This window comes from Rathayibacter sp. AY1C9, assembly GCF_002932315.1.
Classification (GTDB): Bacteria; Actinomycetota; Actinomycetes; order Actinomycetales; family Microbacteriaceae; genus Rathayibacter.
This window is the reverse complement of record NZ_PSVZ01000004.1, coordinates 81,821-103,392: the sequence shown is the minus strand read 5'-3', so window position 1 is coordinate 103,392 and position 21,572 is coordinate 81,821. Positions and strand designations below refer to the sequence as shown.

The window sequence follows — 21,572 nt, the reverse complement described above, 5'->3', positions numbered from 1 at the left end:
GGCCTCTCGTCGAGAGGGCCCGAGCGCCGCACCGCAGGCCGCGCCGGGCCTCCGCGCGAGCGTGCCCGGAAGGAGCACTGATGAGCACGATCGATCTCGACCACCGCACCGACCGCCCGAGCGCCCTCACCGAGGCGGCACGGGAGGAGAAGGACGCCCGCACGCTCTCGCTCTTCCAGGCCGCGGTGAGCGCGGAGGCCGCCGAGGGCGCGCGCATCCGCGAGCGCATCGTGCTCGACCACCTGGGCCTGGCCGAGGCCATGGCCCGCCGGGTCTCCCGGAGCGGAGGCGACTGGGCGGATCTGCGCCAGGTCGCCTACGTGGGCCTCGTGAAGGCCGCCCGCCGCTTCACTCCCGAGCGCGGCGACAGCTTCGCCGCGTTCGCCGTCCCCACGATCACCGGCGAGCTCAAGCGCCACCTCCGCGACCTCGGCTGGATGATCCGGCCGCCGCGCGGCGTGCAGGAGCTGCACCGCCGCTCCGCCGTCGTCGCCGACGAGCTCGCGCAGGAGCTCGGCCGTCACCCCACCGACCAGGAGATCGCCCGCCGCCTCGGAGTGGACGCGGCGGAGGTGGCCGACGCGCGCCTCGCGGGGCATCCGCTCTCCCTCGACGAGACCGTGGGCGAGGGCGGCGTCGGCCTGGGCGACACCCTCGGCGGCGAGGACGACCGGCTGCTCGAGATCGACCGGCGGCACGGGCTCGCCGAGGCCCTCGCCGAGCTCGAGGAGGGCCAGCGCGAGCTCCTGCGGATGCGCTTCGTCGAGGAGCGGACCCAGCAGCAGATCGCCGACGCCCTGGGGACGACGCAGATGCAGGTCTCGCGCCTGCAGCGGCGGATCCTCGCGCAGCTCGCCGACAGGCTCGGCGCCCCCTCGCGCAGCCATCAGCCGCGCGCTCCCCGGGCCCGCGTGGCCACGGTCACTCCGGTCCGACCGGCGACGCGGCTGAAGTCCGCCTGAGGTGGGCCTCGGCACGCGACGGGAGCGACGAGAGGGCGGCGAGGACGTCGTCGACCTGGACCGCGAGCAGCGCCGGGTCCGGCTCGGCGGAGAAGACGTCGCCGCGGCGGAGGGAGGCGTCGGTCAGCACGACGTGCGGCCCCGAGGCCGGAGGGCCCCAGGCCTCGGGCGGTGCCGGACCGAAGATCACGACCGAGGGGACGCCGTACGCGGAGGCGAGGTGCGCGGCTCCGGTGTCGACGGTCACCACGACCTCGGCGGCCGCGACGACCGCGGCGAACCCGCTGAGCGCGAGCTCCCCCGCCAGCACCGCGCCCGTGCCGGCGAGCTCGGCGACGCGGCGGGCGCGGTCGGCCTCGTTCGCGCCCCCGGTGTAGACGACGCGGTGCCCCTCGGCGGTGAGGGAGCGGGCCACCGCGGCGAAGCGCTCCTCCGGCCACTCGCGCGAGCCGTAGAAGGCCCCGATGTGCACGACGGCGGCTCCGGGGGCCGAGGCGGGCTCCTCCGGGACGGCGATCGCGACGTCCTCGGGGTCGGCGTCGAGACCGATCGAGTTCACCAGGCGGGCCCAGCGGGCGCGCTCCAGCTCGCCGTCGATCCAGAGCGGCCGCGGGTCCTCCGGGCCCGCGCCCGGGTCCAGCGTCGGGACGCGGAACTCGAGCGTGCGCTGGGGCGCGATCTCGCGCAGCCGCAGCCGCGACTCCGGGCCGTTGCCGTGGAGGTTCACGCCGAGCTCGACCCGGCCGGCGGCCATCGGCAGCGGGTCGTCGAGTCCACGGAGGGTGGGCACGAGCGCGTCCAGGCCCTCGACGAGGTCGACGATCGGCTCGAGCCAGGGCGTGGTCGCCATGATCAGCCGGTGGTCCGGGAAGCCGCGGCGCAGGGCCTTGAGCGCCGGGACGGCGACGAGCAGGTCGCCGAGCTTGAGGGCGCGCAGCGCGAGGATCTCCGGAGTTCCGTCCGGGGCGGTGAGAGCGCGCACGGCGCCTCCTTCCTGTCGGAGTCCCCGTACCCCGCTGCGCGCACCTCAGACGCGCCGCCCGCAGATGCGAGCGACGCGCCCGGACGGACCGACTTCTCCGGAAGGGGGTTTACATCCCCGGTCGAGGGGTACGAGGAGAAGGTGAACGACTCCTCCTCCCGGAGCGCCGACGAGCGCGCGAGGGCCCCGCGCCTGCGGGGGATCCTCTTCGACCGCGATGCGACGCTCGTGGTCGACGTGCCCTACAACGGCGACCCGGCGCAGGTCTCCCCGATGCCCACCGCCCTCGCCGCGGTCGAGCGGGCGCGCGAGGCGGGGCTGGCCGTGGGCGTGGTCACCAACCAGTCCGGGATCGCCCGCGGGATCATCGACCGCGGCCAGGCCGACGCGGTGAACCGGCGCGTGGACGAGCTCTTCGGCGGCTTCGACGTGTGGATGCTCTGCCCCCACGGCCCGGAGGACGGCTGCTCCTGCCGGAAGCCCCGGCCCGGCATGGTGCTCGGCGCCGCCGAGCAGCTGGGACTGCCGGCACGCTCCCTCGCCGTGATCGGCGACATCGGGGCCGACGTCGGCGCCGCCGCCGCGGCCGGCGCCCGTGGAGTGCTGGTGCCGACTCCGATCACCCGCGCCGAGGAGGTGGACGCCGCTCCGCTGCAGGCGGCGACGCTCCTCGAGGCGGTCGAGCTGCTGCTCGCGATGCAGCCCGACGAGGACGCCGAGTGAGGCGCCGCGTGCTCGTCGCCCGCCTGGACAGCGCGGGAGACGTCCTGCTGTGCGGACCCGCCGTCCGCGCGATCGCGGCCGACGCCGAGGTGCTGCTGCTGAGCGGTCCGCAGGGAGCGCCCGCGGCCGCGCTGCTGCCGGGTCCCTCCTCCGTCCGCACCTGGTGGTGCCCGTGGATCGGCGACGCCTCCCGCCCCGTCGACGGCGAGCTCGTCGACGAGCTGCGCGCGATCGTCGAGGAGTTCGCGCCGGACGAGGCCGTGGTCCTCACCTCCTTCCACCAGTCGCCGCTTCCGCTGGCCCTGTTGCTCCGCCTCGCCGGTGTCGCCCGCATCACGGGCGCCTCGGTCGACTTCGCGGGCGCCCTGCTCGATGTGCGCCTCGTCCCGGGCGAGACCCTCGAGGAGGACCAGCCGGAGCCGGAGCGCGCGCTCGCGATCGCGGCGGCGGCCGGCTTCGCGCTGCCCGCCGGCGACGACGGACGGCTCCGCGTGCGCCGCGAGGGCGTGCTGCCCGCCGCTCTCGAGGGGATCGGCCCCTACGCGGTCGTGCACCCCGGGGCAGCCGTCCCCGCCCGCGCCTGGCCCGCGGCGAACGCGGCCCGCGCCGTCGAGCTGCTGGCGGACGCGGGCCTCGCCGTCGTCGTCACCGGCGGCCCGGGCGAGCGCTCCCTCACGGCCGAGGTCGCGGGCTCCCGCGGCATCGACCTCGGCGGGGCGACGGACTTCCCCGGCGCCGCCGAGGTGCTGGCCGGCGCCGAGGTCGTGATCTGCGGCAACACCGGCCCCGCGCACCTCGCCGCCGCGGTCGGAACCCCCGTGGTCAGCCTCTTCGCGCCGGTCGTCCCGGCCGTGCGCTGGGCGCCCTACGGCGTCCCGGTCGCGCTGCTCGGCGACCAGGAGGCGCCCTGCGCCGGCTCGCGCGCCCGCGTGTGCCCCGTCCCCGGCCATCCCTGCCTCGCGGGGGTGAGCGCCGAGGAGGCGGTCGCCGCCGCCCTCCGACTCCGACCCACGACTTCCCCGAGAGAGGCCATCGCATGAGGATCCTGCTCTGGCACGTGCACGGCGGCTGGGCGGACGCCTTCGTCCGCGGCGCCCACACCTACCTGCTCCCCACGACTCCGCCCCGCGACAGCTGGGGCCTGGGCACCGGCGGCCGCGACTGGCCGAGCGCCGTCGAGATCGCCCCCGAGGAGCTGCACGACGCCGACGTCGACGCGGTCCTCCTCCAGAGGCCCGAGGAGCTCGCCGAGGCCGAGCGCCTGCTCGGGCGACGCCTCGGCCGCGACGTGCCCGCCGTCTACGTGGAGCACAACACCCCCCGCGGGGACGTGCCGGACAACCGCCACCCGCTCGCCGACCGCGACGACCTGCTGATCGTCCACGTCACCCACTTCAACGCCCTGATGTGGGACACCGGATCGACGCGGACGACGGTGATCGAGCACGGGATCCACGACCCGGGTCCCCTCTACACCGGCGAGCTGCCGCACTTCGGCGTGGTCGTCAACGAGCCCGTCCGCCGGGGCCGGGTCGCCGGGACCGACCTGCTCCCCCGCTTCGGCGCGGTCGCTCCGCTGGACGTCTTCGGGATGAAGACCGACCGGCTCGCCGAGCTGCCGGGCCTGGAGGACGTGACGGTCCTCGGCGACGTCCGCACGCAGGCGATGCACGCGGCCCTGGCCCGCCGCCGGGTCTACCTGCACCCGTTCCGCTGGACCTCCCTCGGCCTCGCGCTGCTGGAGGCGATGCACCTCGGGATGCCCGTCGTCGCGCTCGACGTGACGGAGGCGGGGCGCGCCGTCCCGCCCGAGGCCGGAGCGGTCTCGAACGACCTCGACGCCCTCGTCGCCTCGGCCCGGGCGCTCGTCGAGGACCCGGACCGCGCCGCCCGCGCCGGCGCCGTCGCCCGCGAGGCCGCGCTCGCGCGCTACGGCCTCGCCCGGTTCCACCGCGACTGGGACGAAGTCCTCGCCGACCTCCCCGGACGCCGGTCGCCGGAGCCCGCTCTGGAAGGGAGCACCCGATGAAGCAGCACCTCTCCGCCGCGCCCGCGCTGACGATCGCCATGGTCTCGGAGCACGCGAGCCCGCTGGCGACCCTCGGCGGCGTCGACGCCGGCGGCCAGAACGTCCACGTGGCGGCGCTCGCCGACGCGCTCGCCCGCCGCGGCCACCGCGTGGTCGTCTACACCCGCCGCGACGACACCTCCCTGCCCCGGCGCGTGCCCTTCACCTCGGGAGTCGAGGTCGTGCACATCGACGCCGGCCCGCCGCGCCGCGTCTCCAAGGACGAGCTGCTGCCCTTCATGGGCGACTTCGCCGTCGACCTCGCCGAGGAGTGGCTGCAGGAGCGGCCGGACCTCGTGCACAGCCACTTCTGGATGTCCGGGGTCGCCGCGCTCGACGCCTCCGAGCGGGTGGAGCGCGCCACCGGGCGGCGCGTGCCCGTCCTCCACACCTTCCACGCGCTGGGCGTGGTCAAGCGCCGCCAGCAGGGTGCGCTCGACACCAGCCCCGAGGAGCGCGCCTGGCTCGAGCCCGGAGTGGGCCAGAAGGCCGACGGCGTCGTCGCCACCTGCTCGGACGAGGCCTTCGAGCTCAAGGGGCTCGGCGTGCAGACCTCGCGCATCTCGGTGGTGCCCTGCGGAGTCGACATCGACCGGTTCTCGGTCGAGGGCCCGGTCGCGCCCCGCGGCGAGCGCTCGCGGCTGATGACCATCGGACGCCTGGTGCCGCGCAAGGGCATGGGCATCGCGATCGAGGCGCTCGCGCACCTGGTCGCGGCCGGACACGACGCCGAGCTCGTCGTCGTCGGGGGCTCCGGCTCCGGCGACGCGCTGACCGCGGACCCCGAGTACCAGCGGCTGCACGGCGTGGCCGAGAGCCTCGGCGTCGCGGACCGCGTCGACTTCGTCGGCCAGCTCTCGCAGACCGAGATGCCCGCGATGCTCCGCTCGGCCGACGTCGTGGTCTGCGCGCCCTGGTACGAGCCGTTCGGCATCACTCCGCTCGAGGCGATGGCCTGCGGCGTGCCGGTCGTCGCCTCCTCCGTGGGCGGCCTGATCGACACCGTGGTCGAGGACGTCACCGGGGTCCACGTGCCTCCGCGCGACCCGGTCGCCCTGGCCGCCGCCCTCGGCTCGCTGCTGGAGGACCCCGACCGCGCCCGCGCCTACGGGGCCGCCGGCCGCGAGCGCGTCGAGTCCCGCTACTCCTGGGACCGCGTCGCCGCCGACACCGAGCGCGCCTACGTCACGACCCTCGCCGGCCTCGGCGACGAGTCGCTCCTCACCGGCGCCACGAGCGCACCCTCATCCCCCACCACCCGGAAGGCGGCTCCGCGACGATGACCATCGACACCGCGACCATCGACACCGTTCTGGACACCCCGGCCGACGCCGCCCGGCGCCTCGTCGACGACCACGTGGCGCGCGCGCTCGACGCGGTCGCGCAGCTGGAGCGCCACTCCGACAGGATCGCCGCCTGGGGCGTCGAGCTCGCCGACCGCCTGCACTCCGGCGCGCGCCTGCTCGCCGCGGGCAACGGCGGCTCCGCGGCCGAGGCGCAGCACCTCACCGCCGAGCTCGTCGGCCGCTTCGACGGCGACCGCGTCCCCTTCTCCGCCATCTCGCTGCACGCCGAGACGTCGAGCCTGACCGCGATCGGCAACGACTACGGCTTCGACCACGTGTTCTCGCGCCAGGTCACCGCGCACGCCCGGGCGGGGGACGTCGTGGTGCTGCTCTCCACCAGCGGACGCAGCGCGAACCTCCTCCACGCCGCGGAGGCCGCCCGTGCGGCGGGCGCCCGGTCGTGGGCGCTGACCGGCGAGGGGCCGAACCCGCTCACCGAGCTCTGCGACGAGGCGATCGCCCTCGAGGGCCACGGCTCCAATGTGCAGGAGGCGCAGCTGGTGCTCGTGCACGCGCTCTGCCGGGCCTTCGAGCACCGGATCCGCGCACGGACGGCGGCCGCCGCGTGAGCCGCCTGCGCCTCGTCGTCGTCGGCGACGTGATGCTCGACGTCGACCTCTCCGGACCCGCCGAGCGGCTGAGCCCGGACGCCCCCGTCCCCGTGGTCGACGTGTCGGCCCGCAGCGCCCGCGCCGGCGGTGCCGGGCTCGTCGCCCGGATGCTCGCCCGCGACGGGCACGAGGTGACGCTGGTGACCGCGCTCGCCGAGGACTCGGATCCGGACGTGGCGGAGCTGCGCGCCGAGCTGTCCGGCGTCCGCCTGGTCGCCGGGCCCTCGGGAGCGCCGACGCCGGTGAAGACCCGCGTCGCCGCCTCCGGCCAGGCCGTCGTGCGGATCGACCGCGGCTGCGAGACGCCGCCCGTCCCCGGCGTCACCGACGCGATGCTCGCCGCGCTCGCCGACGCCGACGCCGTGATCGTCGCCGACTACGGCCGCCGCCTGACCGAGGAGCCGTCGCTCCGCACGGCGCTCGACGCGCTCACCGTGCCGCTGGTGTGGGATCCGCACCCGCGAGGCTCGCAGCCGGTCGCCGCCACCTCCCTCGCCACCCCGAACCTGGCCGAGGCCACCGCCTTCTCGGGAGCCGTCGGCCGCGGAGTGACGCGCGCCGAGTCCGCCGCGACCACCCTCCTCGAGCGCTGGGGCTGCGGTGCGGTCACCGTGACGATGGGATCCTCCGGCGCACTGCTGCGCTCCCGCGGCGCCGGCGTCCCGGTCGTCGCACCGGCCGTCGCCGTGCCGCCCACCGACCCGTGCGGCGCGGGCGACCGGTTCGCCGCCTCCGCCGCCGTCGCCCTCGCCGAGGGTGCGAGCACGTCGGAGGCGGTGCAGGCGGCGGTCGCCGCAGCCGGCGCCTACCTCCTCGCGGGAGGGGTCGCCTCCCTCTCCGCTCCCGCCGACCCCGCACCCCTCCACGGCGGCGGGGTGGACGCCCTGCGCGTCGCCGAGTCCGTCCGCGCGGCAGGAGGAACGGTGGTCGCGACGGGCGGCTGCTTCGACCTGCTCCACGCCGGCCACGCCCGCACCCTCTCCGCAGCACGCGCTCTCGGCGACTGCCTGATCGTCTGCCTCAACTCGGACGACTCCGTCCGGCGCCTCAAGGGCGCGGCGCGGCCGATCATCCCCGAGGACGACCGCGTCGACCTGCTGCTCGCGCTCGAGTGCGTCGACGCCGTGCTGGTCTTCGGCGAGGACACGCCGGACGAGGCGCTGCGCCGCATCCGCCCCGACGTCTGGGTGAAGGGCGGCGACTACTCCGCCGAGTCCCTCCCCGAGACGGCGACGGTGGCGGAGTGGGGCGGCCGGGTCCTGACCGTGCCGTACCACCCGGGCCGCTCGACCACCCATCTCGCCGCCGCGCTCGCGCGCGTCGGCTGACCCGCGGCCCACGAGGCCCGCAGACCACCCCCGGAAGGAAACCATGAGCACCACTCCCACCCCCATCGGCCGCGTCCTGATCACCGGAGGAGCCTCCGGGCTCGGTGCGGCCGTCGCCGCCGCGGTCGCCGCCGCCGGCGGCTCCCCGATCGTGCTCGACCGCGACGTCTCGTCGGTGAAGGAGGGCGTCGCCGCCTACCAGGTCGACGTCGCGAAGACCCGCGAGGCCGAGAAGGCGGTCGTCGAGATCGCCCGCGAGCACGGCGGGCTCGACGCCGTCGTGACCGCGGCCGGCATCGACCGCTGCGGCCGCCTCGTGGACGTGGAGCCGGAGGAGTGGGAGCGCGTCATCTCCGTCAACCTCCTCGGCACCGCGGCCGTCGTCCGGGCGGCCCTGCCCTTCCTCACCGAGACCCACGGCCGCGTCGTCACCGTCGCCTCCTCGCTCGCGATCAAGGCCGTCTCGGACGCGACCGCGTACTGCGCCTCGAAGTTCGGCGTGCTCGGCTTCACCCGCGCGCTCGCGGCCGAGACCAAGGGCGAGATCGGAGTGACCACGCTGATCCCGTCGGGCATGAAGACGCGCTTCTTCGACGACCGCGACGCGCAGTACAAGCCGGGTCCGGACGCGCTGCTGAACGACCCGGAGAACGTGGCGAACGCCGTCATGTTCGTCCTCGGCCAGCCGCGCGGCTGCGAGGTCCGCGAGCTCGTCATCACGCACGAGGAGGAGCCGTCCTGGCCGTGATCCGCTGATCCGGGCGCGCCCCGGATCCCCCGCCGCGAGACGCCGCCTCGGTCCGCACGCCCCGGCGCGTCGCGTACCGAGGTGGCGTCTCGCGGTTCAGCGGGTGGAGGCGAGCACCCCGCGGACGTCCTCGAGCACCGCCTCGACGCGCACGTCGCCGACGAACGTGACGTCGTGCTCGCAGCGCGGAGCGGTCCAGCCGACCTGCGTGGCGTCGCGCCCGCAGACCGGGCAGTGCGTGGTCCAGCTCAGCTGCACCCGGTGGCGCTGCCGCCCGAGGGCCGCGGCGTTGATCGCGTTGCCCACCCAGAAGATCCCGACCGTCGGAGCGCCGACCGCGGCGGCGAGATGGCGGGGTCCGGAGTCGTTGCCGAGCACGAGGTCGGCGAGCGAGAGCAGCGGAGCGAGGTCCGGAAGGTCCACGACGCCCGCCCAGGAGACCGCTCCCGGCGCTCCGGCGACGATCTCGTCGGCGGCGGGCACGTCCGAGGCGTCGCCCACCACCAGCACGCGCGCGCCGTCCGCCAGCAGCTCCGTCGCCACGGCGGCGAAGGAGGCGGCGGGCCAGCGGCGGCGGGGATCGGTCGCGCCGGGGTGGATCAGCACCAGCGGTCCGCCCGCGGGCAGCGCCGCGGCGAGGCGGTCCCGCCGCTCCGGATCCACGGCGAGCGCCGGCTCGAGGCGTGTCGCGGGCGCTCCTGCCAGCCCGACGATCTCGAGCGCCCGCAGCATCTCGTGCTGGTAGTAGACGTAGGGGATCGTGCGCTCGAGCTCCGCGGCGTCGTCGGTGCGCGACCCGACCGTGTGGCGCGCGCCGAGGCGCTGGAGGAACGGGTTGGAGTAGCGCCCGCCGCCGTGCAGCTGCACGGCCAGGTCGAAGCGGCGCGCGCGCATCCGCTCGGTGAAGTCCTCGACGACCCGGGGGTCCTCCCCCTCTCCGTCGCGGACGCCCTGCGCCACCGGCAGGATCTCGACGTCGGCGATCGGCGACTCGACGCCCGTCAGCAGGACCCGGTGCGCGGGCGTCCCGAGCAGGGTGATCTCGGCTCCCGGGTAGGCGGCCGCGAGGGCGTCGACGGCGGGCAGCGCGAACAGCAGGTCGCCGAGTCCGCCGCCGCGCAGGACGGCGATCCTCTCGACTCCGGCGAAGGGCTCTCGGAGGGGGGCGATGGCGACCACGACGGGTTCCTCTCAGGTGCGGAGGGCGCGCGGGCGCCGCTCCGGGGACGGTGCACTCCTCCACTTCCCCGCCGGGACCGATCCGAAACCGGATCGGCGGCGAGCCCTCGTCGCCGATCCGGGGGCGGATTCCCGAGGCGGCGTGTCTAGGCGCGCACCACCCGGGTACCGGACGGATGCGTCCGCCACTCCGCGGGCGCCCCCGACCGAGAGGTGACCGTGACCATCGACATCACGACCCCCGCCACGACCGCCGCCGACGCCGTCCGCCGCGCGCGGACCGCGTTCCCCGCGTGGGCCGCCACCGCGCCCGCCGAGCGCGGCGCCCTGCTCCGTGCCGCCGCCCACCGCGTGGCCGAGCGCGAGCAGGAGCTCGCCGACCTCAACACGCAGGAGACGGGCAAGCCCGCCGGCGACGCCCTGGGCGGCGTCCGCGCCGGTGTCGACACGCTGCTCCAGTACGCCGAGCTCGGCCCGCTGCACCGCGGGAGGAGCCTGCGCGGAGGGGCGCTCAACGTCGATCTCGCCCTGCCGCACCCGCGCGGTGTCGTGCTCGCCCTCACTCCGTGGAACGACCCGGTCGCCGTCGCTGCGGGCCTCCTGGGCGCCGCGATCGTCTCCGGTGACGTCGTCGTGCACAAGCCGAGCGAGCGCAGTCCGGGCACGGGCGCCCTCTTCACGAGCATCCTCGCCGAGGCGCTGCCCGAGGGCGTGCTGACCCTGGTCGAGGGCGACGGGGCGGTCGGCGACGAGCTGGCGCGCACCGAGGGCGTCGACGTCCTCGCCCACGTCGGCTCGACCGCCACCGGCCGCGCGCTCGCCCGGGTCGCCGCCGTCACCGGCGCGCACGTGATCCTCGAGAACGGCGGCAACGACGCGCTCGTCGTCGACCGCGACGTCGATCCGGTCTGGGCCGCCGAGCAGGCCGCGCTGGGCGCCTTCGCCAACGCCGGCCAGATCTGCACCTCCGTCGAGCGGATCTACGTGCACCGCGACATCGCCGAGGCGTTCACGGCGGCGCTGGTCGCCGAGGCCGACCGCTGGAGCGCGGGCCCGCTCCCCCGCCTCGTCGACGCCCGCATGCGCGACGCCGTCCACGAGCACGTCACGGAGGCGCTCGGCAGCGGCGCGCGCGCCCTCACCGGCGGCACTCCCGGGGACGGCACCTTCTACCCCGCGACCGTCCTGGCCGACTGCACCGAGTCGATGCTGGTGATGACGGAGGAGACCTTCGGGCCCGTCGCGCCGATCCGCGTCGTCGACTCCTTCGACGAGGGCCTGGACCTGGCCGCCGCGAGCCCCTACGGCCTGGCCGCCTCGATCCTCACCGCCGACATGGAGCACGCTCACCGCGCCGCGGCGACGCTGCCGGTCGGCACAGTCAAGGTCAACGGCGTCTTCGGAGGAGCGCCGGGCGGCAGCGCCCAGCCCCGCGGAGCATCCGGCTCCGGCTTCGGCTACGGCCCGGAGCTGCTCGACGAGATGACCACCACCACGGTCGTGCACTTCGGCCTGCCCGTCCTGCCGGGAGGCGCGCGATGAGCCTCGAGGGCTCGGCGCTCCAGCGGGCGAGCGCCCTCCTGGCGCACGTCCACGAGCGCCCACCGGTCGTCGCCGTGATCGGGGACCTCATCCTCGACTCCTGGTGGCTCGGCGAGGCGGAGCGCGTCACGCGGGAGGCGCCCGCGCCGGTCCTGCGGCTCGAGGACGTCGTCGACGTCGCGGGCGGGGCCGCCAACACCGCCGCCAACCTGCGCGCGCTGGGCGCCGTCGTCCGCACGGTCGGTGTGGCCGGACGCGACTCCGAGGGCGACCGGCTCGTGCGCGCCCTCGACCGGGCCGGCCTGGACACCTCCCGGGTCGTCCGCACCGGCGCCGCGACGACGATCAAGACCCGCGTGGTCGGCGGCGACAGCGTGATGCTGCGCGTCGACTCCGGCCCGCACCGCCCGGCCGACGACGAGCTGGCCCTGCTCGCCGGTGCCGCCGCCGAGGCCGCCGCGGGCGCCGACGCCGTCCTGGTCTGCGACTACGGCTCGGGGATCCTCCGCGAGGCCGTCGAGCGCCTGCTCGCCGTCGAGCGCCCCGGCCTCCTCGTGGTCGACGCGCACGAGCTCTCCGACTGGGCCTTCGCCCGGCCGGACCTCGTCACTCCGAACGCCAAGGAGGCGGAGCGGCTGCTCGGCGGCTCCCTCGGCCGCGGGACGGAGCGGGCCGCCGCCGTGCGCGACGCGGCGGACGACCTGCGCGCCCGCTCGGGCGCCCGGCACGTCGTGGTCACCCTCGACCGGGACGGCTCCACCGCCCTCGACGCCGACGGCACGGTCAGCCGCACCTTCGCTCAGCCAGCGGAGGAGAAGCAGGCGTCCGGCGCCGGCGACACCTTCGCCGCGACCGCCACCCTCGCCCTCGCCGCCGGCCGCTCCCTGGCCACCGCCGTCGATCTGGCGCAGGCCTCCGCCGACGTGGTCGTGCAGCGCCCCGGCACCTCCGTCTGCTCGGGCGACGACCTGCTCGCCTCCCTCGCCGCTCCCGGCGCCGTCGTGCTCGGCGAGGACGCCCTCGTCGAGGTCCTCGCGGAGCAGTCGCGCCGCGGTCGCCGCGTGGTGTTCACCAACGGCTGCTTCGACGTCCTGCACCGCGGCCACACCGCCTACCTCCGCCAGGCCCGCGAGCTCGGCGACGTGCTCGTGGTCGCGGTGAACGACGACGACTCCGTCCGGCGGCTGAAGGGCGAGGGACGGCCGATCAACCCGGAGGGCGACCGCGCGGGCGTGATCGCCGAGCTGGGCTGCGTCGACTACGTGACGCTCTTCGGCGGAGACACCCCCATCCCGCTGCTCGAGCGCGTGCAGCCCGACGTCTACGTGAAGGGCGGGGACTACAACCCCGACATGCTCGCGGAGGCGGCCGTCGTGCGCTCCTACGGGGGCGTCGTCACCACGGTCGGCTACGTCTCGGAGCACTCCACGACCGAGATGGTCCAGCGCATCCGATCGGCCGCGCCGTGACCAGCCGCCGGTGGTCCGGGCGCTGGGGGGTCCCGGAGGCTCCCCGGCAGCCGCTGATCGACGTGCTGGTGCCGACGGTCGGCCGCCGTGCCGAGCTCGCCGCCACGCTCGCCGGACTCGCCGCTCAGGACGACCCGCCCTTCCGCGTGATCGTGAGCGACCAGTCCGACGACGCGGTCGCCGAGAGCGACCCGACGATCCTCGCGATGCTGCGCGTGCTGGAGGCGCAGGGCCGGGCTCCGGTGGTGCGCCGGCACCTGCCCCGGCGCGGGCTCGCGGAGCAGAGGCACTACCTCCTCTCCCTCGCCACCGCCCCGGCCGTCCTCTTCCTCGACGACGACGTGTGGCTCGAGCCGGGCACGCTCTCGCGGCTGCACGAGGCCCTCGAGCGCCTCGACTGCGGCTTCGTCGGCTCCGCGGTGCAGGGCCTGTCCTACCTCGAGGACGTGCGCCCGCACGAGACCGAGTCGTTCGAGACCTGGGAGGAGCGCGTCGAGCCCGAGCGGGTGCGGCGCGGAACCCCTGAGTTCGAGCGCTGGCCGCTGCACAACGCGGCGAATCTCACGCACGTCGCCGCCCGCCTCGACGTCCCGGAGGGCGCCTGGCGCGCGTACCGGGTCGCCTGGCTGGGCGCGTGCGTCCTCTACCGCCGCGACGCCCTCCTGGCCGTCGGCGGCTTCGACTTCTGGGAGCAGCTGCCCCCGGAGCACAGCGGTGAGGACGTCGCCGCGCAGTGGCGCGTCATGGAGCGCTTCGGCGGCGCGGGCCTCGTGCCCAGCGGCGCCGTGCACCTCGAGACGCCCACGACGGTCACCGACCGGCGCGTCGACGCCTTCGACCGGCTCTTCGCCGAAGAGCACTCGTAACACTCAGCAAGGCGACGAAAGGACAGCACGATGGACGCACCCAACCCGATCCAGATCCAGAAGTACCTCTCGGGCATCGACTACCCCGCCTCGAAGGACACGATCGTCGAGACCGCGGAGAAGGAGGGCGCGGACGGCGACGTCCTCGAGGCCCTCCGTGCGATCCCGGACGGCGACTACGAGAAGCCCACCGACGTGAGCTCGGCCGTCTCGAAGGTCTGACCCCCTCCGCGGGACGCCGCTCCGGTGCACGGCACGCCGTGCCTGTCGTACCGGAGCGGCGTCCCGCGAGCGGCGATCGGCCGGCGCGGAGAGCCGGGGTCAGGCGGAGGCGTGCTCGCGCTCGCGCAGGACGCCGGACTCGAGCGCCTGGAACGACAGCACCTTGTAGCCCTCGGACTCGAAGAAGATCGTCGCCCGGTCGGCCTCCACGCTCATCACGGTGCCGGCGCCCCACTCGCGGTGCTCCACCGACTCGTCGACGCTCAGAGGGGCGTCCACGGGCGCCTCGACGGTCTCGCCGCTCGCCTCGTGCCGCTCGCAGCCGTCGCAGTTGCCGCACCACTCGGCCGACTCCACGCCGAAGTAGTCCAGCAGGACTCGGCGGCGGCACTGGCTGGTCTCCGCGTAGGCGCGCATCATCGACAGGCGCGACTCCGCGATCCGCTCGCGGGAGGCCAGAGCCTCCTTCACCGCGTGCACGGCCTCGTCGCCCGAGGCCTCGCGCGTCGCGCGCAGTCCGGAGCCGGTCTCCACCAGCCCCGCGTCCGCGAGATCGTTGACGATCCGGGCGATCGTGCGGGCCGGCTTCCCCAGCTCCTTCGCGAGAGCCGCGGTGTCGAGCCCCGGCTGCTCCGAGACGGCCGCCCAGATCACGCGCAGCGCGGCCTTGTCGACCGAGCGCTTGGCGAAGAAGCGGCGGAGACCCAGATCCTCGGCGCGGTAGTGCAGCGCGCCCGTGGCCGGCTCGCCGTCGCGGCCCGCGCGGCCGATCTCCTGGTAGTAGGCGTCGAGCGACTCGGTGGTCGTCGCGTGCAGCACGAAGCGGACGTCGGCCCGGTCGATGCCCATCCCGAAGGCCGAGGTCGCGACGACGACGTCGAGCTCGCCGGCGCGCCACTGCTCGTGCACGACCTTGCGCTCGGACACCTTGAGTCCGGCGTGGTACGCCGCGACCCGGCGCCCCTCCGCCGCGATGTCGGCCGCGTAGGCCTCCGTCTCCTTGCGGGTGGCGACGTAGACCAGGCCCGGAGCCGTCCAGCTGCGGGCCTCCTCGACCACGGCGGCGCGCTTCTCGTTCTCGCTCTCGTGGCGGTGCACCACCAGCCGGATCTCCGGACGGTCGACGCCGTGCACCTGGATCTCGGGGTCGGTCATCCGGAGGCGCTCGATGATCTCGTCGCGCACCGGCCCGGAGGCGGTGGCGGTCATCGCGAGCACCGGCGGGTCGCCGAGCTCGCCGCGCACATCGGCCAGGCGGAGGTAGTCGGGGCGGAAGTCGTGGCCCCAGGATGAGACGCAGTGCGCCTCGTCGACGACCAGGAGCGACACTCCCGCGGCCGCCAGGCGCGCCACGTTCTCGGACTTGGCGAGCTGCTCGGGCGCCAGGAGCACGTAGAGCGGGCCGCCCTCGTCGATCCGGTCCCAGGCGCGGGCGACGGCCGCGGCGCCCTGGGAGGAGTTGATCGCGACGGCGGGCGGGGCCGCCGGAGCCGCCTCGATCGCGGCGAGCTGGTCGGCCTGCAGGGCGACGAGCGGGGAGACGACCAGGACGACGCCGCCGCGCTCGGCTCCGGCGATCTGGTAGACCGCGGACTTGCCGCCGCCCGTCGCCAGCACCAGCAGCGTGTCGCGCCCGGAGGCCGCCGACTCGATCGCCTCGCGCTGACCGGGGAGCAGCGACGACCAGCCGAAGTCCTCCCGGGCGATGCGGCTGACGGAGTCGGTGCGGGAGGAGTTCATAGCTCGACGCTACGACCAGACGGCCTCGGAGGCAGTCCGCTTGACAGCGCCGGGGAGCACGGTGAAGGCGCGTCGCCCGGCCTCGCGGCCCGCCTCTGCCCCCTCGCCCCCGCGCTGTCAACGTCCTGCGGAGGGGCCCGTCGCGTGCTGGGCTGGAGCCCCGACGCGTGAACGAGGACCTTCCCGGATCCGGCGGCGACGCCGCCCCGAACACCGGCGGCGCGCAGACGGTGCTGCCCGGCGAGGACGCGGCCGACGCCTCCGCAGCGGAGGCCGTTCCCGGGGGCACCGCGATCGACCGCGGTGTCACGGACGCCGTGACCGACGGCGACAGCGGAGGGGACACCGTCTCCGGCGACGCCGACCTGCCGGACGAGACCGAGGGCGCGGTCGGCAGCGACCCGGCGAGCGCCGACTGACGTCCCGCTCGGACGCGTCCGGCCCGCCGGATCCGAGGATCCTTGCGGGCCGGAGGCGCTCGTCCCTCCGCGGAGGAGGGCCCGGGCTCAGCGCCGGACGACCACCGGGTTGAACAGCGTGCCGATGCCCTCGACGTCCACCGCGACGGTGTCCCCGTTCGCGATCGGCCCGACGCCGGCGGGCGTCCCGGTGAGGATCACGTCCCCGGGGAGGAGCGTGAAGATGCGCGAGACGTAGGCCACGAGCTCGGGCACCCCGTGGATCATGTCGCCGGTGCTGCCCGACTGCTGCACGCGCCCGTTGACGCGCGTCTCGATCGCGCTCTCGTTCCAGACGAACTCGGTCTCGATGACCGGACCGAGCGGGCAGAAGGTGTCGTAGCCCTTCGCCCGCGCCCACTGGCCGTCGGAGCGCTGGAGGTCGCGCGCGGTGACGTCGTTGGCGATCGTGTACCCGAAGACCACGTCCTCGTAGTCCTCCGCGCGGACGTTGCGGGCCACGGCGCCGATCACGATCGCCAACTCGCCCTCGAACTCCACCTGCTGGCTGTCCTCGGGGAGGACGATCGCCTCGTCCGGGCCGATGACCGACGTGTTCGGCTTGAGGAACACCAGCGGCTCCGCCGGGGCGTCGCCGCCCATCTCGGCCGCGTGGTCGGCGTAGTTCTTCCCGATGCCGACGACCTTGGAGCGCGGGATCACCGGCGCGAGGAGCTTCGCCTCCGCGATCGGGATGCGCTCCCCCGTGGTGTCGAACCCGGCGAACATCGGGTCGCCGGCGAGCACGACCAGGTCGTCCTCGTCCACGATCCCGAAGTGGATCGCTCCCCCGTTGTCCCCGTCGCGCTGCGTGGCGAATCGTGCGATCTTCATGCGTCCAGCCTCGTCATCCATCCGTGCGTGTCCTCGCGGCGTCCGTACTGGATGCCGGTCAGCTCCTCGCGGAGCGACATCGTGAGCTCCCCGGCGGGCGCGCCCTCGCGGCCGACGGAGAAGCCCTCGCCCTTGAGCTCGGCGATCGGGGTGATCACGGCGGCGGTCCCGCAGGCGAACACCTCGACCACGTCGCCGGAGGCCACCCCGTCGCGCCACTCGTCGATGCTCACGCGGCGCCGCTCGACGCGGTGGCCGCGGTCCTCGGCAAGCTGCAGGACGCTGTCGCGCGTGATGCCCTCGAGGATGGAGTCCGATTCCGGGGTGACCAGCGTGCCGTCCTTCTTCACCAGCACCACGTTCATGCCGCCGAGCTCCTCGATCCACTGCGACTCCTGCGAGTCGAGGAAGAGGACCTGCGCGCAGCCGTGGCTGTAGGCCTCCTGCTGCGGGAGGAGGGAGGAGGCGTAGTTGCCACCCGTCTTCGCCGCTCCCGTGCCGCCCTTGCCCGCCCGGGCGTAGGAGGTGGAGAGCCAGATCGACACGGGGGCGACGCCGCCCGAGAAGTAGGCGCCGGCGGGGCTGGCGATCACGTAGTAGCCGACGTCCTCGGCCGCGCGCACGCCGAGGAACGCCTCCTGCGCGAACATGAACGGGCGCAGGTAGAGGCTGGTCTCCGGCTCCGAGGGGACCCAGTCGCCGTCGACCGCGATCAGCTGCCGCAGCGACTCGACGAAGAGGTCCGTCGGGAGCTCCGGCAGCGCGAGGCGGCGGGCCGAGCGCTGCAGGCGGCGCGCGTTCGCCTCCGGGCGGAAGGTCCAGACGGAGCCGTCCTCGTGGCGGTAGGCCTTCATCCCCTCGAAGATCTCCTGCGCGTAGTGCAGGACGGCGGCGGCGGGATCGAGCGCGAGCGGGCCGTAGGGCTCGACGCGGGCGCTGTGCCAGCCGTCCGCGCGGGTCCAGCGGAGGCCGACCATGTGGTCGGTGAAGTGCATGCCGAAGCCGGGGTTCGCGAGGATCCGGGCGCGCTCCTCGGCGGAGCGGGGCGCGGGGGCGGCGGTCACCTCGAACGCGAGGTCGGCGGGGGCGGAGTCGGTGCTCATCGTGGTGGTGTCCTTCTGCGGGGGATCAGCGGAGGCGGGCGACGACGGAGTCGCCGATCGCGGCCGTGGAGCGCGGGGTGCCGTCGCGCGACTCGATGTCGGCGGTCACGGCCGCGGTGACGCGGGCGGCCTCGTCGCTCCGGCCGAGGTGGTCCAGCAGCATCGCGGCCGAGAGGATCGCGGCGGTCGGGTCGGCGAGCTGCCGTCCGGCGATGTCGGGCGCGGATCCGTGGACCGGCTCGAACATGCTGGGGAACGCGCCGTCGGGGTTGATGTTGCCCGAGGCCGCGAGTCCGATGCCGCCGCTGATCGCGCCGGCCAGATCGGTCAGGATGTCGCCGAAGAGGTTGTCGGTGACGATGACGTCGAACCTAGCAGGGTCGGTCACGAGGAAGATCGTGGCGGCGTCCACGTGGAGGTAGTCGACGGCCACGTCCTCGAAGGCGGCCCCCACCTCGTCGACGATCCGCTTCCAGAGCGAGCCGGAGAAGACGAGGACGTTCGTCTTGTGCACGAGCGTCAGCCGGGAGCGACGCGTGCGGGCGAGCTCGAACGCGTGGCGGACGACGCGCTCGACGCCGTAGGCGGTGTTGACCGACACCTCGTTGGCGACCTCGTGCGGGGTGCCCTGCCGGATCGAGCCGCCGGTGCCGACGTAGGGCCCCTCGGTGCCCTCGCGGACGACCACGAAGTCGACCTCCCCGGGAGCCGCGAGCGGCGAGGGGACGCCCGCGTAGAGACGGGTGGGCCGCAGGTTGACGTAGTGGTCGAGCTCGAAGCGCAGCCGCAGCAGCAGTCCGCGCTCGATGTTCGCGTCCCGGAGGCGCGGGTCGCCCGGTGCTCCGCCGACGGCGCCCAGGAGGATCGCATCGTGCCCCGCGATCGCCGCGAGGTCCTCGTCGGTGAGGACGTCGCCGGTCTCGAGGTAGCGGGCGGCGCCGAGCGAGAAGGTGGTCGTCTCGAGCACCAGGTCGGAGTCGGCGGTGACGGCGTCGAGGACCTTGACGGCCTCGGCGGTCACCTCGGGCCCGATCCCGTCTCCGGGGATGACGGCGAGCTTCACGGTGCGGGGCATGGCGGTCCTCAGGCGTACGGGGTCGGAGTCCCCCCAGCGTACTCGCGGCCCGCCCGCGCCGCGGTCCGGGGCACGCGCCCCGCCGGGCGGGCGAGGGGCCGCCCGGGAGTCGCTGCGCGTCCCGGGCGGCCTCCCTCGGGAGGAGAGGAGGAGCGTCAGCTCCGGCGGAGGCGCCAGGCGCCGACCGCGGCGGCGGCCAGCACGAGGACGACACCGAGCCAGGCCGACCAGCCGACGCCCGAGTCGAACGCCGCGCTCGCCGACGCGACGAGGCTCGCGGCGGAGTCGGCGGGCAGCTCGCCGGCGACCGAGACGGCGCCGCCGAGGGTCTCCCCGGCCTGCTGCGCCTGCGCGGCGTCGAGGCCCTCGGGCAGCACGACTCCCCCGCGGTACACGGCAGTGAGGACGGTGCCGAGCGTCGCGGTGCCGAGGACGGCGCCGAGCTCGTAGGCGGTCTCGGAGACGGCGGAGGCCGCACCGGCCTTGTCGGCGGGCGCGTTGGCCAGGATCAGCTCGTTCGACACCGTCTCGGCCGCACCGATGCCCAGGCCGAGGAACGCGAAGGCGACGGCGACGGTGAGCGCGGACGCTCCTCCGGGCGCCCCGCTGCCGAGGGCCAGCAGGATGTACCCGACGGCCGAGACCAGCAGTCCGGCCGGGACGACGAGGCGCGGAGCGACGCGGCGCGCGATCGGCACCACGCCGAGCCCGGCCAGGATCATCACGGCGAGGCCCGGCACGAGCACGAGGCCCGCCTCCAGCGGCGAGAGCCCGACCACGAGCTGCAGGTGCTGCGAGAGGAAGAAGAGCCCGCCGACCAGCGCGGTGACGCTGAGGAGGTTGACCACGATCGCCGCACTGAACGAGCCGCGGCGGAAGAGCGAGAGATCGAGCATCGGCGAGGCCCGGCGCTGCTGGCGGCGGACGAACAGAACTCCCGAGACGACGCCCACGACGAGCGCCGCGACGCCGACCGCGTCGATCCCGTGCTCGGCGAAGGACTTCACCGCGTAGACGACCGGCGCCATGGTCGCCAGCGACAGCAGGATGCTGACCACGTCGACCGGGCCGGGCTGCGGGTCGCGCGACTCCGGCACCAGGATCGGCACCAGGACGACCAGCGGGAGCAGCACGGGCACCGCGAGCAGGAACACCGACCCCCAGGGGAAGTGCTCGAGCAGCACGCCGCCGACCAGCGGGCCGATGCCCGAGCCCACGGCGAAGCCGGTCGCCCAGATCGCGATCGCGAGGCGGCGCTGGTCGCGGTCGGGGAAGACGCTGCGCAGGAGCGAGAGCGTCGAGGGCATCAGCATCGCGCCGAAGAAGCCCAGTGCCGCGCGGGCGCCGATGAGCGCCGCGGCGGTGGGAGCGAACGCGGCCACGACCGAGACGGCGGCGAAGCCGACCGCGCCGACCAGCAGGAGGCGCCGCCGCCCGACGCGGTCGCCGAGGCTGCCCATCGCCACCAGCAGGCCCGCGAGCACCAGCGGGTAGGCGTCGACGATCCACAGCAGCTCGGTGCCGGAGGGCCCCAGATCCTCGGCGATCGAGGGGAGCGCGAAGTTCAGCACCGTGTTGTCGACCGAGACCAGCAGCACCGGGAGCATCAGCACCGCGAGCGCCACCCAGGCGCGTCGCCCGACCCGGTCGGCGGCGCCGGCGGTGTCGTGGGTGGAGACGGGAGCGGTACGCGCGGACACGGGGACGACCTTTCAGAGGAGAACGGAGAGAGTATACCGTCCGGCCGGTACAGTCGCCACTGATGCGCCGTAGGATGGTCGCCGTGCCTCCTGCCCCCGCCCGCGACCGCGTCCTCGACGCGTTCGAGCAGCTCCTCATCGAGCAGGGCGAGCGCGCCGCGACCCTCGACGCCGTCGCCCGCGAGGCCGGAGTCTCCAAGGGCGGGCTGCTCTACCACTTCCCCTCGAAGGACGCCCTCGTCGACGGGCTCCTGCAGCGCCTCGACGCGCGGCGGGAGGCGGACGTCGCGCAGAGCCTCGCCGCTCCCGAGGGCGTGGTCGCCTACCTGCTGCGCACCTCCTTCGCCGCCGACTCGGCCTTCGACCGCACGATCCTCGCCGTGTCGCGCATCGCGCAGGGGCACGACGAGCGCGCCAGCGGCGGCCTCGCGCGGATCCACGACAGCTGGAACGAGGTGGTCGCCGACGCCGTGGGCGACCCGCTCGTCGCCCGGGCGATCGTCCTGATGAGCGACGGGCTCTACTACAACTCCGCCCTGCTCCCCACGGGCTCGCAGTCGCGCGGCGAGGCCGAGGACGTCCTCGCGGTCGTCCAGCGCCTCCTCGGGAGCTGAGC

The 21,572-nt window shown here is 75.2% G+C and carries 21 protein-coding genes; 14 read left to right on the top strand and 7 right to left on the bottom strand.

Translation table 11 applies throughout. The features are described from left to right. The first annotated feature begins 80 nt into the window (after window positions 1–80). The gene (locus C5D09_RS04810; protein ID WP_104268725.1) at window positions 81–962 is read left to right on the top strand and encodes a sigma-70 family RNA polymerase sigma factor; all 882 of its coding nucleotides are present in this window, start codon (window positions 81–83) and stop codon (window positions 960–962) included. Here the strand turns inward: C5D09_RS04810 and C5D09_RS04805 are convergent. Beyond that, on the bottom strand, window positions 922–1,944 hold the full coding sequence (locus C5D09_RS04805; protein WP_104268724.1) for a glycosyltransferase family 9 protein: 1,023 nt from the start codon (window positions 1,942–1,944) through the stop codon (window positions 922–924). The genes C5D09_RS04810 and C5D09_RS04805 overlap by 41 nt on opposite strands. A gap of 141 nt (window positions 1,945–2,085) precedes the next feature. Between C5D09_RS04805 and C5D09_RS17400 the strand changes: the two genes are divergently transcribed. From C5D09_RS17400 to C5D09_RS04775, 7 genes are read left to right on the top strand one after another with little or no spacing between them, the layout of a single operon-like run. Continuing rightward, window positions 2,086–2,667: an HAD-IIIA family hydrolase gene (locus C5D09_RS17400; protein WP_104226264.1), complete on the top strand. Its 582-nt coding sequence runs from the start codon at window positions 2,086–2,088 to the stop codon at window positions 2,665–2,667. Continuing rightward, window positions 2,664–3,707 (top strand): glycosyltransferase family 9 protein, encoded by a 1,044-nt coding sequence (locus tag C5D09_RS04800; RefSeq protein WP_219813046.1) that lies wholly within the window; start codon window positions 2,664–2,666, stop codon window positions 3,705–3,707. The genes C5D09_RS17400 and C5D09_RS04800 overlap by 4 nt, the downstream gene beginning before the upstream one ends. Further along, window positions 3,704–4,696, top strand: coding sequence for a glycosyltransferase (locus C5D09_RS04795; RefSeq protein WP_104268723.1), 993 nt, complete (start codon window positions 3,704–3,706; stop codon window positions 4,694–4,696). The genes C5D09_RS04800 and C5D09_RS04795 overlap by 4 nt, the downstream gene beginning before the upstream one ends. A gap of 26 nt (window positions 4,697–4,722) precedes the next feature. Then, a complete protein-coding gene (locus C5D09_RS04790) occupies window positions 4,723–6,018 on the top strand; it encodes a glycosyltransferase (protein WP_104268768.1) in 1,296 nt (431 codons plus the stop codon). Continuing rightward, window positions 6,015–6,650: an SIS domain-containing protein gene (locus tag C5D09_RS04785; RefSeq protein ID WP_104247441.1), complete on the top strand. Its 636-nt coding sequence runs from the start codon at window positions 6,015–6,017 to the stop codon at window positions 6,648–6,650. Before C5D09_RS04790 ends, C5D09_RS04785 begins: the two co-directional genes overlap by 4 nt. 5 nt (window positions 6,651–6,655) lie before the next feature. Next, complete coding sequence (locus C5D09_RS04780) at window positions 6,656–8,020, top strand: PfkB family carbohydrate kinase (RefSeq protein WP_104239116.1); 1,365 nt, start codon at window positions 6,656–6,658, stop codon at window positions 8,018–8,020. A 43-nt stretch (window positions 8,021–8,063) separates the two neighbouring features. Further along, window positions 8,064–8,768, top strand: coding sequence for an SDR family oxidoreductase (locus C5D09_RS04775; protein WP_104268722.1), 705 nt, complete (start codon window positions 8,064–8,066; stop codon window positions 8,766–8,768). A gap of 96 nt (window positions 8,769–8,864) precedes the next feature. On the opposite strand, the gene C5D09_RS04770 is transcribed toward C5D09_RS04775, so the two are convergent. Then, window positions 8,865–9,947 (bottom strand): glycosyltransferase family 9 protein, encoded by a 1,083-nt coding sequence (locus C5D09_RS04770; protein ID WP_104268721.1) that lies wholly within the window; start codon window positions 9,945–9,947, stop codon window positions 8,865–8,867. Window positions 9,948–10,166: 219 nt separating this feature from the next. Between C5D09_RS04770 and C5D09_RS04765 the strand changes: the two genes are divergently transcribed. From C5D09_RS04765 to C5D09_RS04750, 4 genes are read left to right on the top strand one after another with little or no spacing between them, the layout of a single operon-like run. Beyond that, on the top strand, window positions 10,167–11,489 hold the full coding sequence (locus C5D09_RS04765) for an aldehyde dehydrogenase (RefSeq protein ID WP_258063235.1): 1,323 nt from the start codon (window positions 10,167–10,169) through the stop codon (window positions 11,487–11,489). After that, window positions 11,486–12,958, top strand: coding sequence for a D-glycero-beta-D-manno-heptose 1-phosphate adenylyltransferase (gene rfaE2 / locus C5D09_RS04760; protein WP_104268719.1), 1,473 nt, complete (start codon window positions 11,486–11,488; stop codon window positions 12,956–12,958). Before C5D09_RS04765 ends, rfaE2 begins: the two co-directional genes overlap by 4 nt. Further along, complete coding sequence (locus tag C5D09_RS04755) at window positions 12,955–13,824, top strand: glycosyltransferase family A protein (protein ID WP_219812158.1); 870 nt, start codon at window positions 12,955–12,957, stop codon at window positions 13,822–13,824. Before rfaE2 ends, C5D09_RS04755 begins: the two co-directional genes overlap by 4 nt. Window positions 13,825–13,854: 30 nt before the next feature. Then, window positions 13,855–14,046 carry a DUF2795 domain-containing protein gene (locus tag C5D09_RS04750; RefSeq protein WP_104223528.1) on the top strand — a complete coding sequence of 64 codons (192 nt, stop codon included), beginning with the start codon at window positions 13,855–13,857 and terminating at the stop codon, window positions 14,044–14,046. 99 nt (window positions 14,047–14,145) lie between these two features. Here C5D09_RS04750 and C5D09_RS04745 read toward each other — a convergent pair whose 3' ends face one another. Continuing rightward, a complete protein-coding gene (locus C5D09_RS04745) occupies window positions 14,146–15,786 on the bottom strand; it encodes a RecQ family ATP-dependent DNA helicase (protein ID WP_104268718.1) in 1,641 nt (546 codons plus the stop codon). Between the two features lie 167 nt (window positions 15,787–15,953). On the opposite strand from C5D09_RS04745, the gene C5D09_RS04740 reads away from it, so the two are divergent. After that, window positions 15,954–16,205, top strand: coding sequence for a hypothetical protein (locus C5D09_RS04740; protein WP_104268717.1), 252 nt, complete (start codon window positions 15,954–15,956; stop codon window positions 16,203–16,205). Window positions 16,206–16,292: 87 nt separating this feature from the next. Here C5D09_RS04740 and C5D09_RS04735 read toward each other — a convergent pair whose 3' ends face one another. From C5D09_RS04735 to C5D09_RS04720, 4 genes are all read right to left on the bottom strand, one after another. Beyond that, entirely contained in the window at window positions 16,293–17,078 is a 786-nt protein-coding gene (locus tag C5D09_RS04735; RefSeq protein WP_104233223.1) for a fumarylacetoacetate hydrolase family protein, read from the bottom strand. Continuing rightward, entirely contained in the window at window positions 17,075–18,181 is a 1,107-nt protein-coding gene (locus C5D09_RS04730) for a branched-chain amino acid aminotransferase (RefSeq protein WP_104239273.1), read from the bottom strand. The genes C5D09_RS04735 and C5D09_RS04730 overlap by 4 nt, the downstream gene beginning before the upstream one ends. 25 nt (window positions 18,182–18,206) lie before the next feature. Then, entirely contained in the window at window positions 18,207–19,256 is a 1,050-nt protein-coding gene (locus C5D09_RS04725) for a 3-isopropylmalate dehydrogenase (RefSeq protein WP_104223533.1), read from the bottom strand. A gap of 155 nt (window positions 19,257–19,411) precedes the next feature. Continuing rightward, the gene (locus C5D09_RS04720; RefSeq protein ID WP_258063629.1) at window positions 19,412–20,956 is read right to left on the bottom strand and encodes an MFS transporter; all 1,545 of its coding nucleotides are present in this window, start codon (window positions 20,954–20,956) and stop codon (window positions 19,412–19,414) included. 74 nt (window positions 20,957–21,030) lie between these two features. Between C5D09_RS04720 and C5D09_RS04715 the strand changes: the two genes are divergently transcribed. Continuing rightward, window positions 21,031–21,570, top strand: a complete 540-nt coding sequence (locus C5D09_RS04715; RefSeq protein ID WP_208543367.1) for a TetR/AcrR family transcriptional regulator — start codon at window positions 21,031–21,033, stop codon at window positions 21,568–21,570. Window positions 21,571–21,572 lie beyond the last annotated feature (2 nt).

Excerpts from the sequence above, each read along its gene's own strand:
- C5D09_RS04810 (WP_104268725.1), top strand. The coding sequence starts at position 81 with ATGAGCACGATCGATCTCGACCACCGCACCGACCGCCCGAGCGCCCTC.
- C5D09_RS04795 (WP_104268723.1), top strand. The coding sequence starts at position 3,704 with ATGAGGATCCTGCTCTGGCACGTGCACGGCGGCTGGGCGGACGCCTTC.
- C5D09_RS04715 (WP_208543367.1), top strand. The coding sequence starts at position 21,031 with ATGGTCGCCGTGCCTCCTGCCCCCGCCCGCGACCGCGTCCTCGACGCG.
- C5D09_RS04730 (WP_104239273.1), bottom strand. The coding sequence starts at position 18,181 with ATGAGCACCGACTCCGCCCCCGCCGACCTCGCGTTCGAGGTGACCGCC.
- rfaE2 (WP_104268719.1), top strand. The coding sequence starts at position 11,486 with ATGAGCCTCGAGGGCTCGGCGCTCCAGCGGGCGAGCGCCCTCCTGGCG.
- C5D09_RS04745 (WP_104268718.1), bottom strand. The coding sequence starts at position 15,786 with ATGAACTCCTCCCGCACCGACTCCGTCAGCCGCATCGCCCGGGAGGAC.
- C5D09_RS04775 (WP_104268722.1), top strand. The coding sequence starts at position 8,064 with ATGAGCACCACTCCCACCCCCATCGGCCGCGTCCTGATCACCGGAGGA.
- C5D09_RS04785 (WP_104247441.1), top strand. The coding sequence starts at position 6,015 with ATGACCATCGACACCGCGACCATCGACACCGTTCTGGACACCCCGGCC.
- C5D09_RS04725 (WP_104223533.1), bottom strand. The coding sequence starts at position 19,256 with ATGCCCCGCACCGTGAAGCTCGCCGTCATCCCCGGAGACGGGATCGGG.
- C5D09_RS04735 (WP_104233223.1), bottom strand. The coding sequence starts at position 17,078 with ATGAAGATCGCACGATTCGCCACGCAGCGCGACGGGGACAACGGGGGA.
- C5D09_RS04750 (WP_104223528.1), top strand. The coding sequence starts at position 13,855 with ATGGACGCACCCAACCCGATCCAGATCCAGAAGTACCTCTCGGGCATC.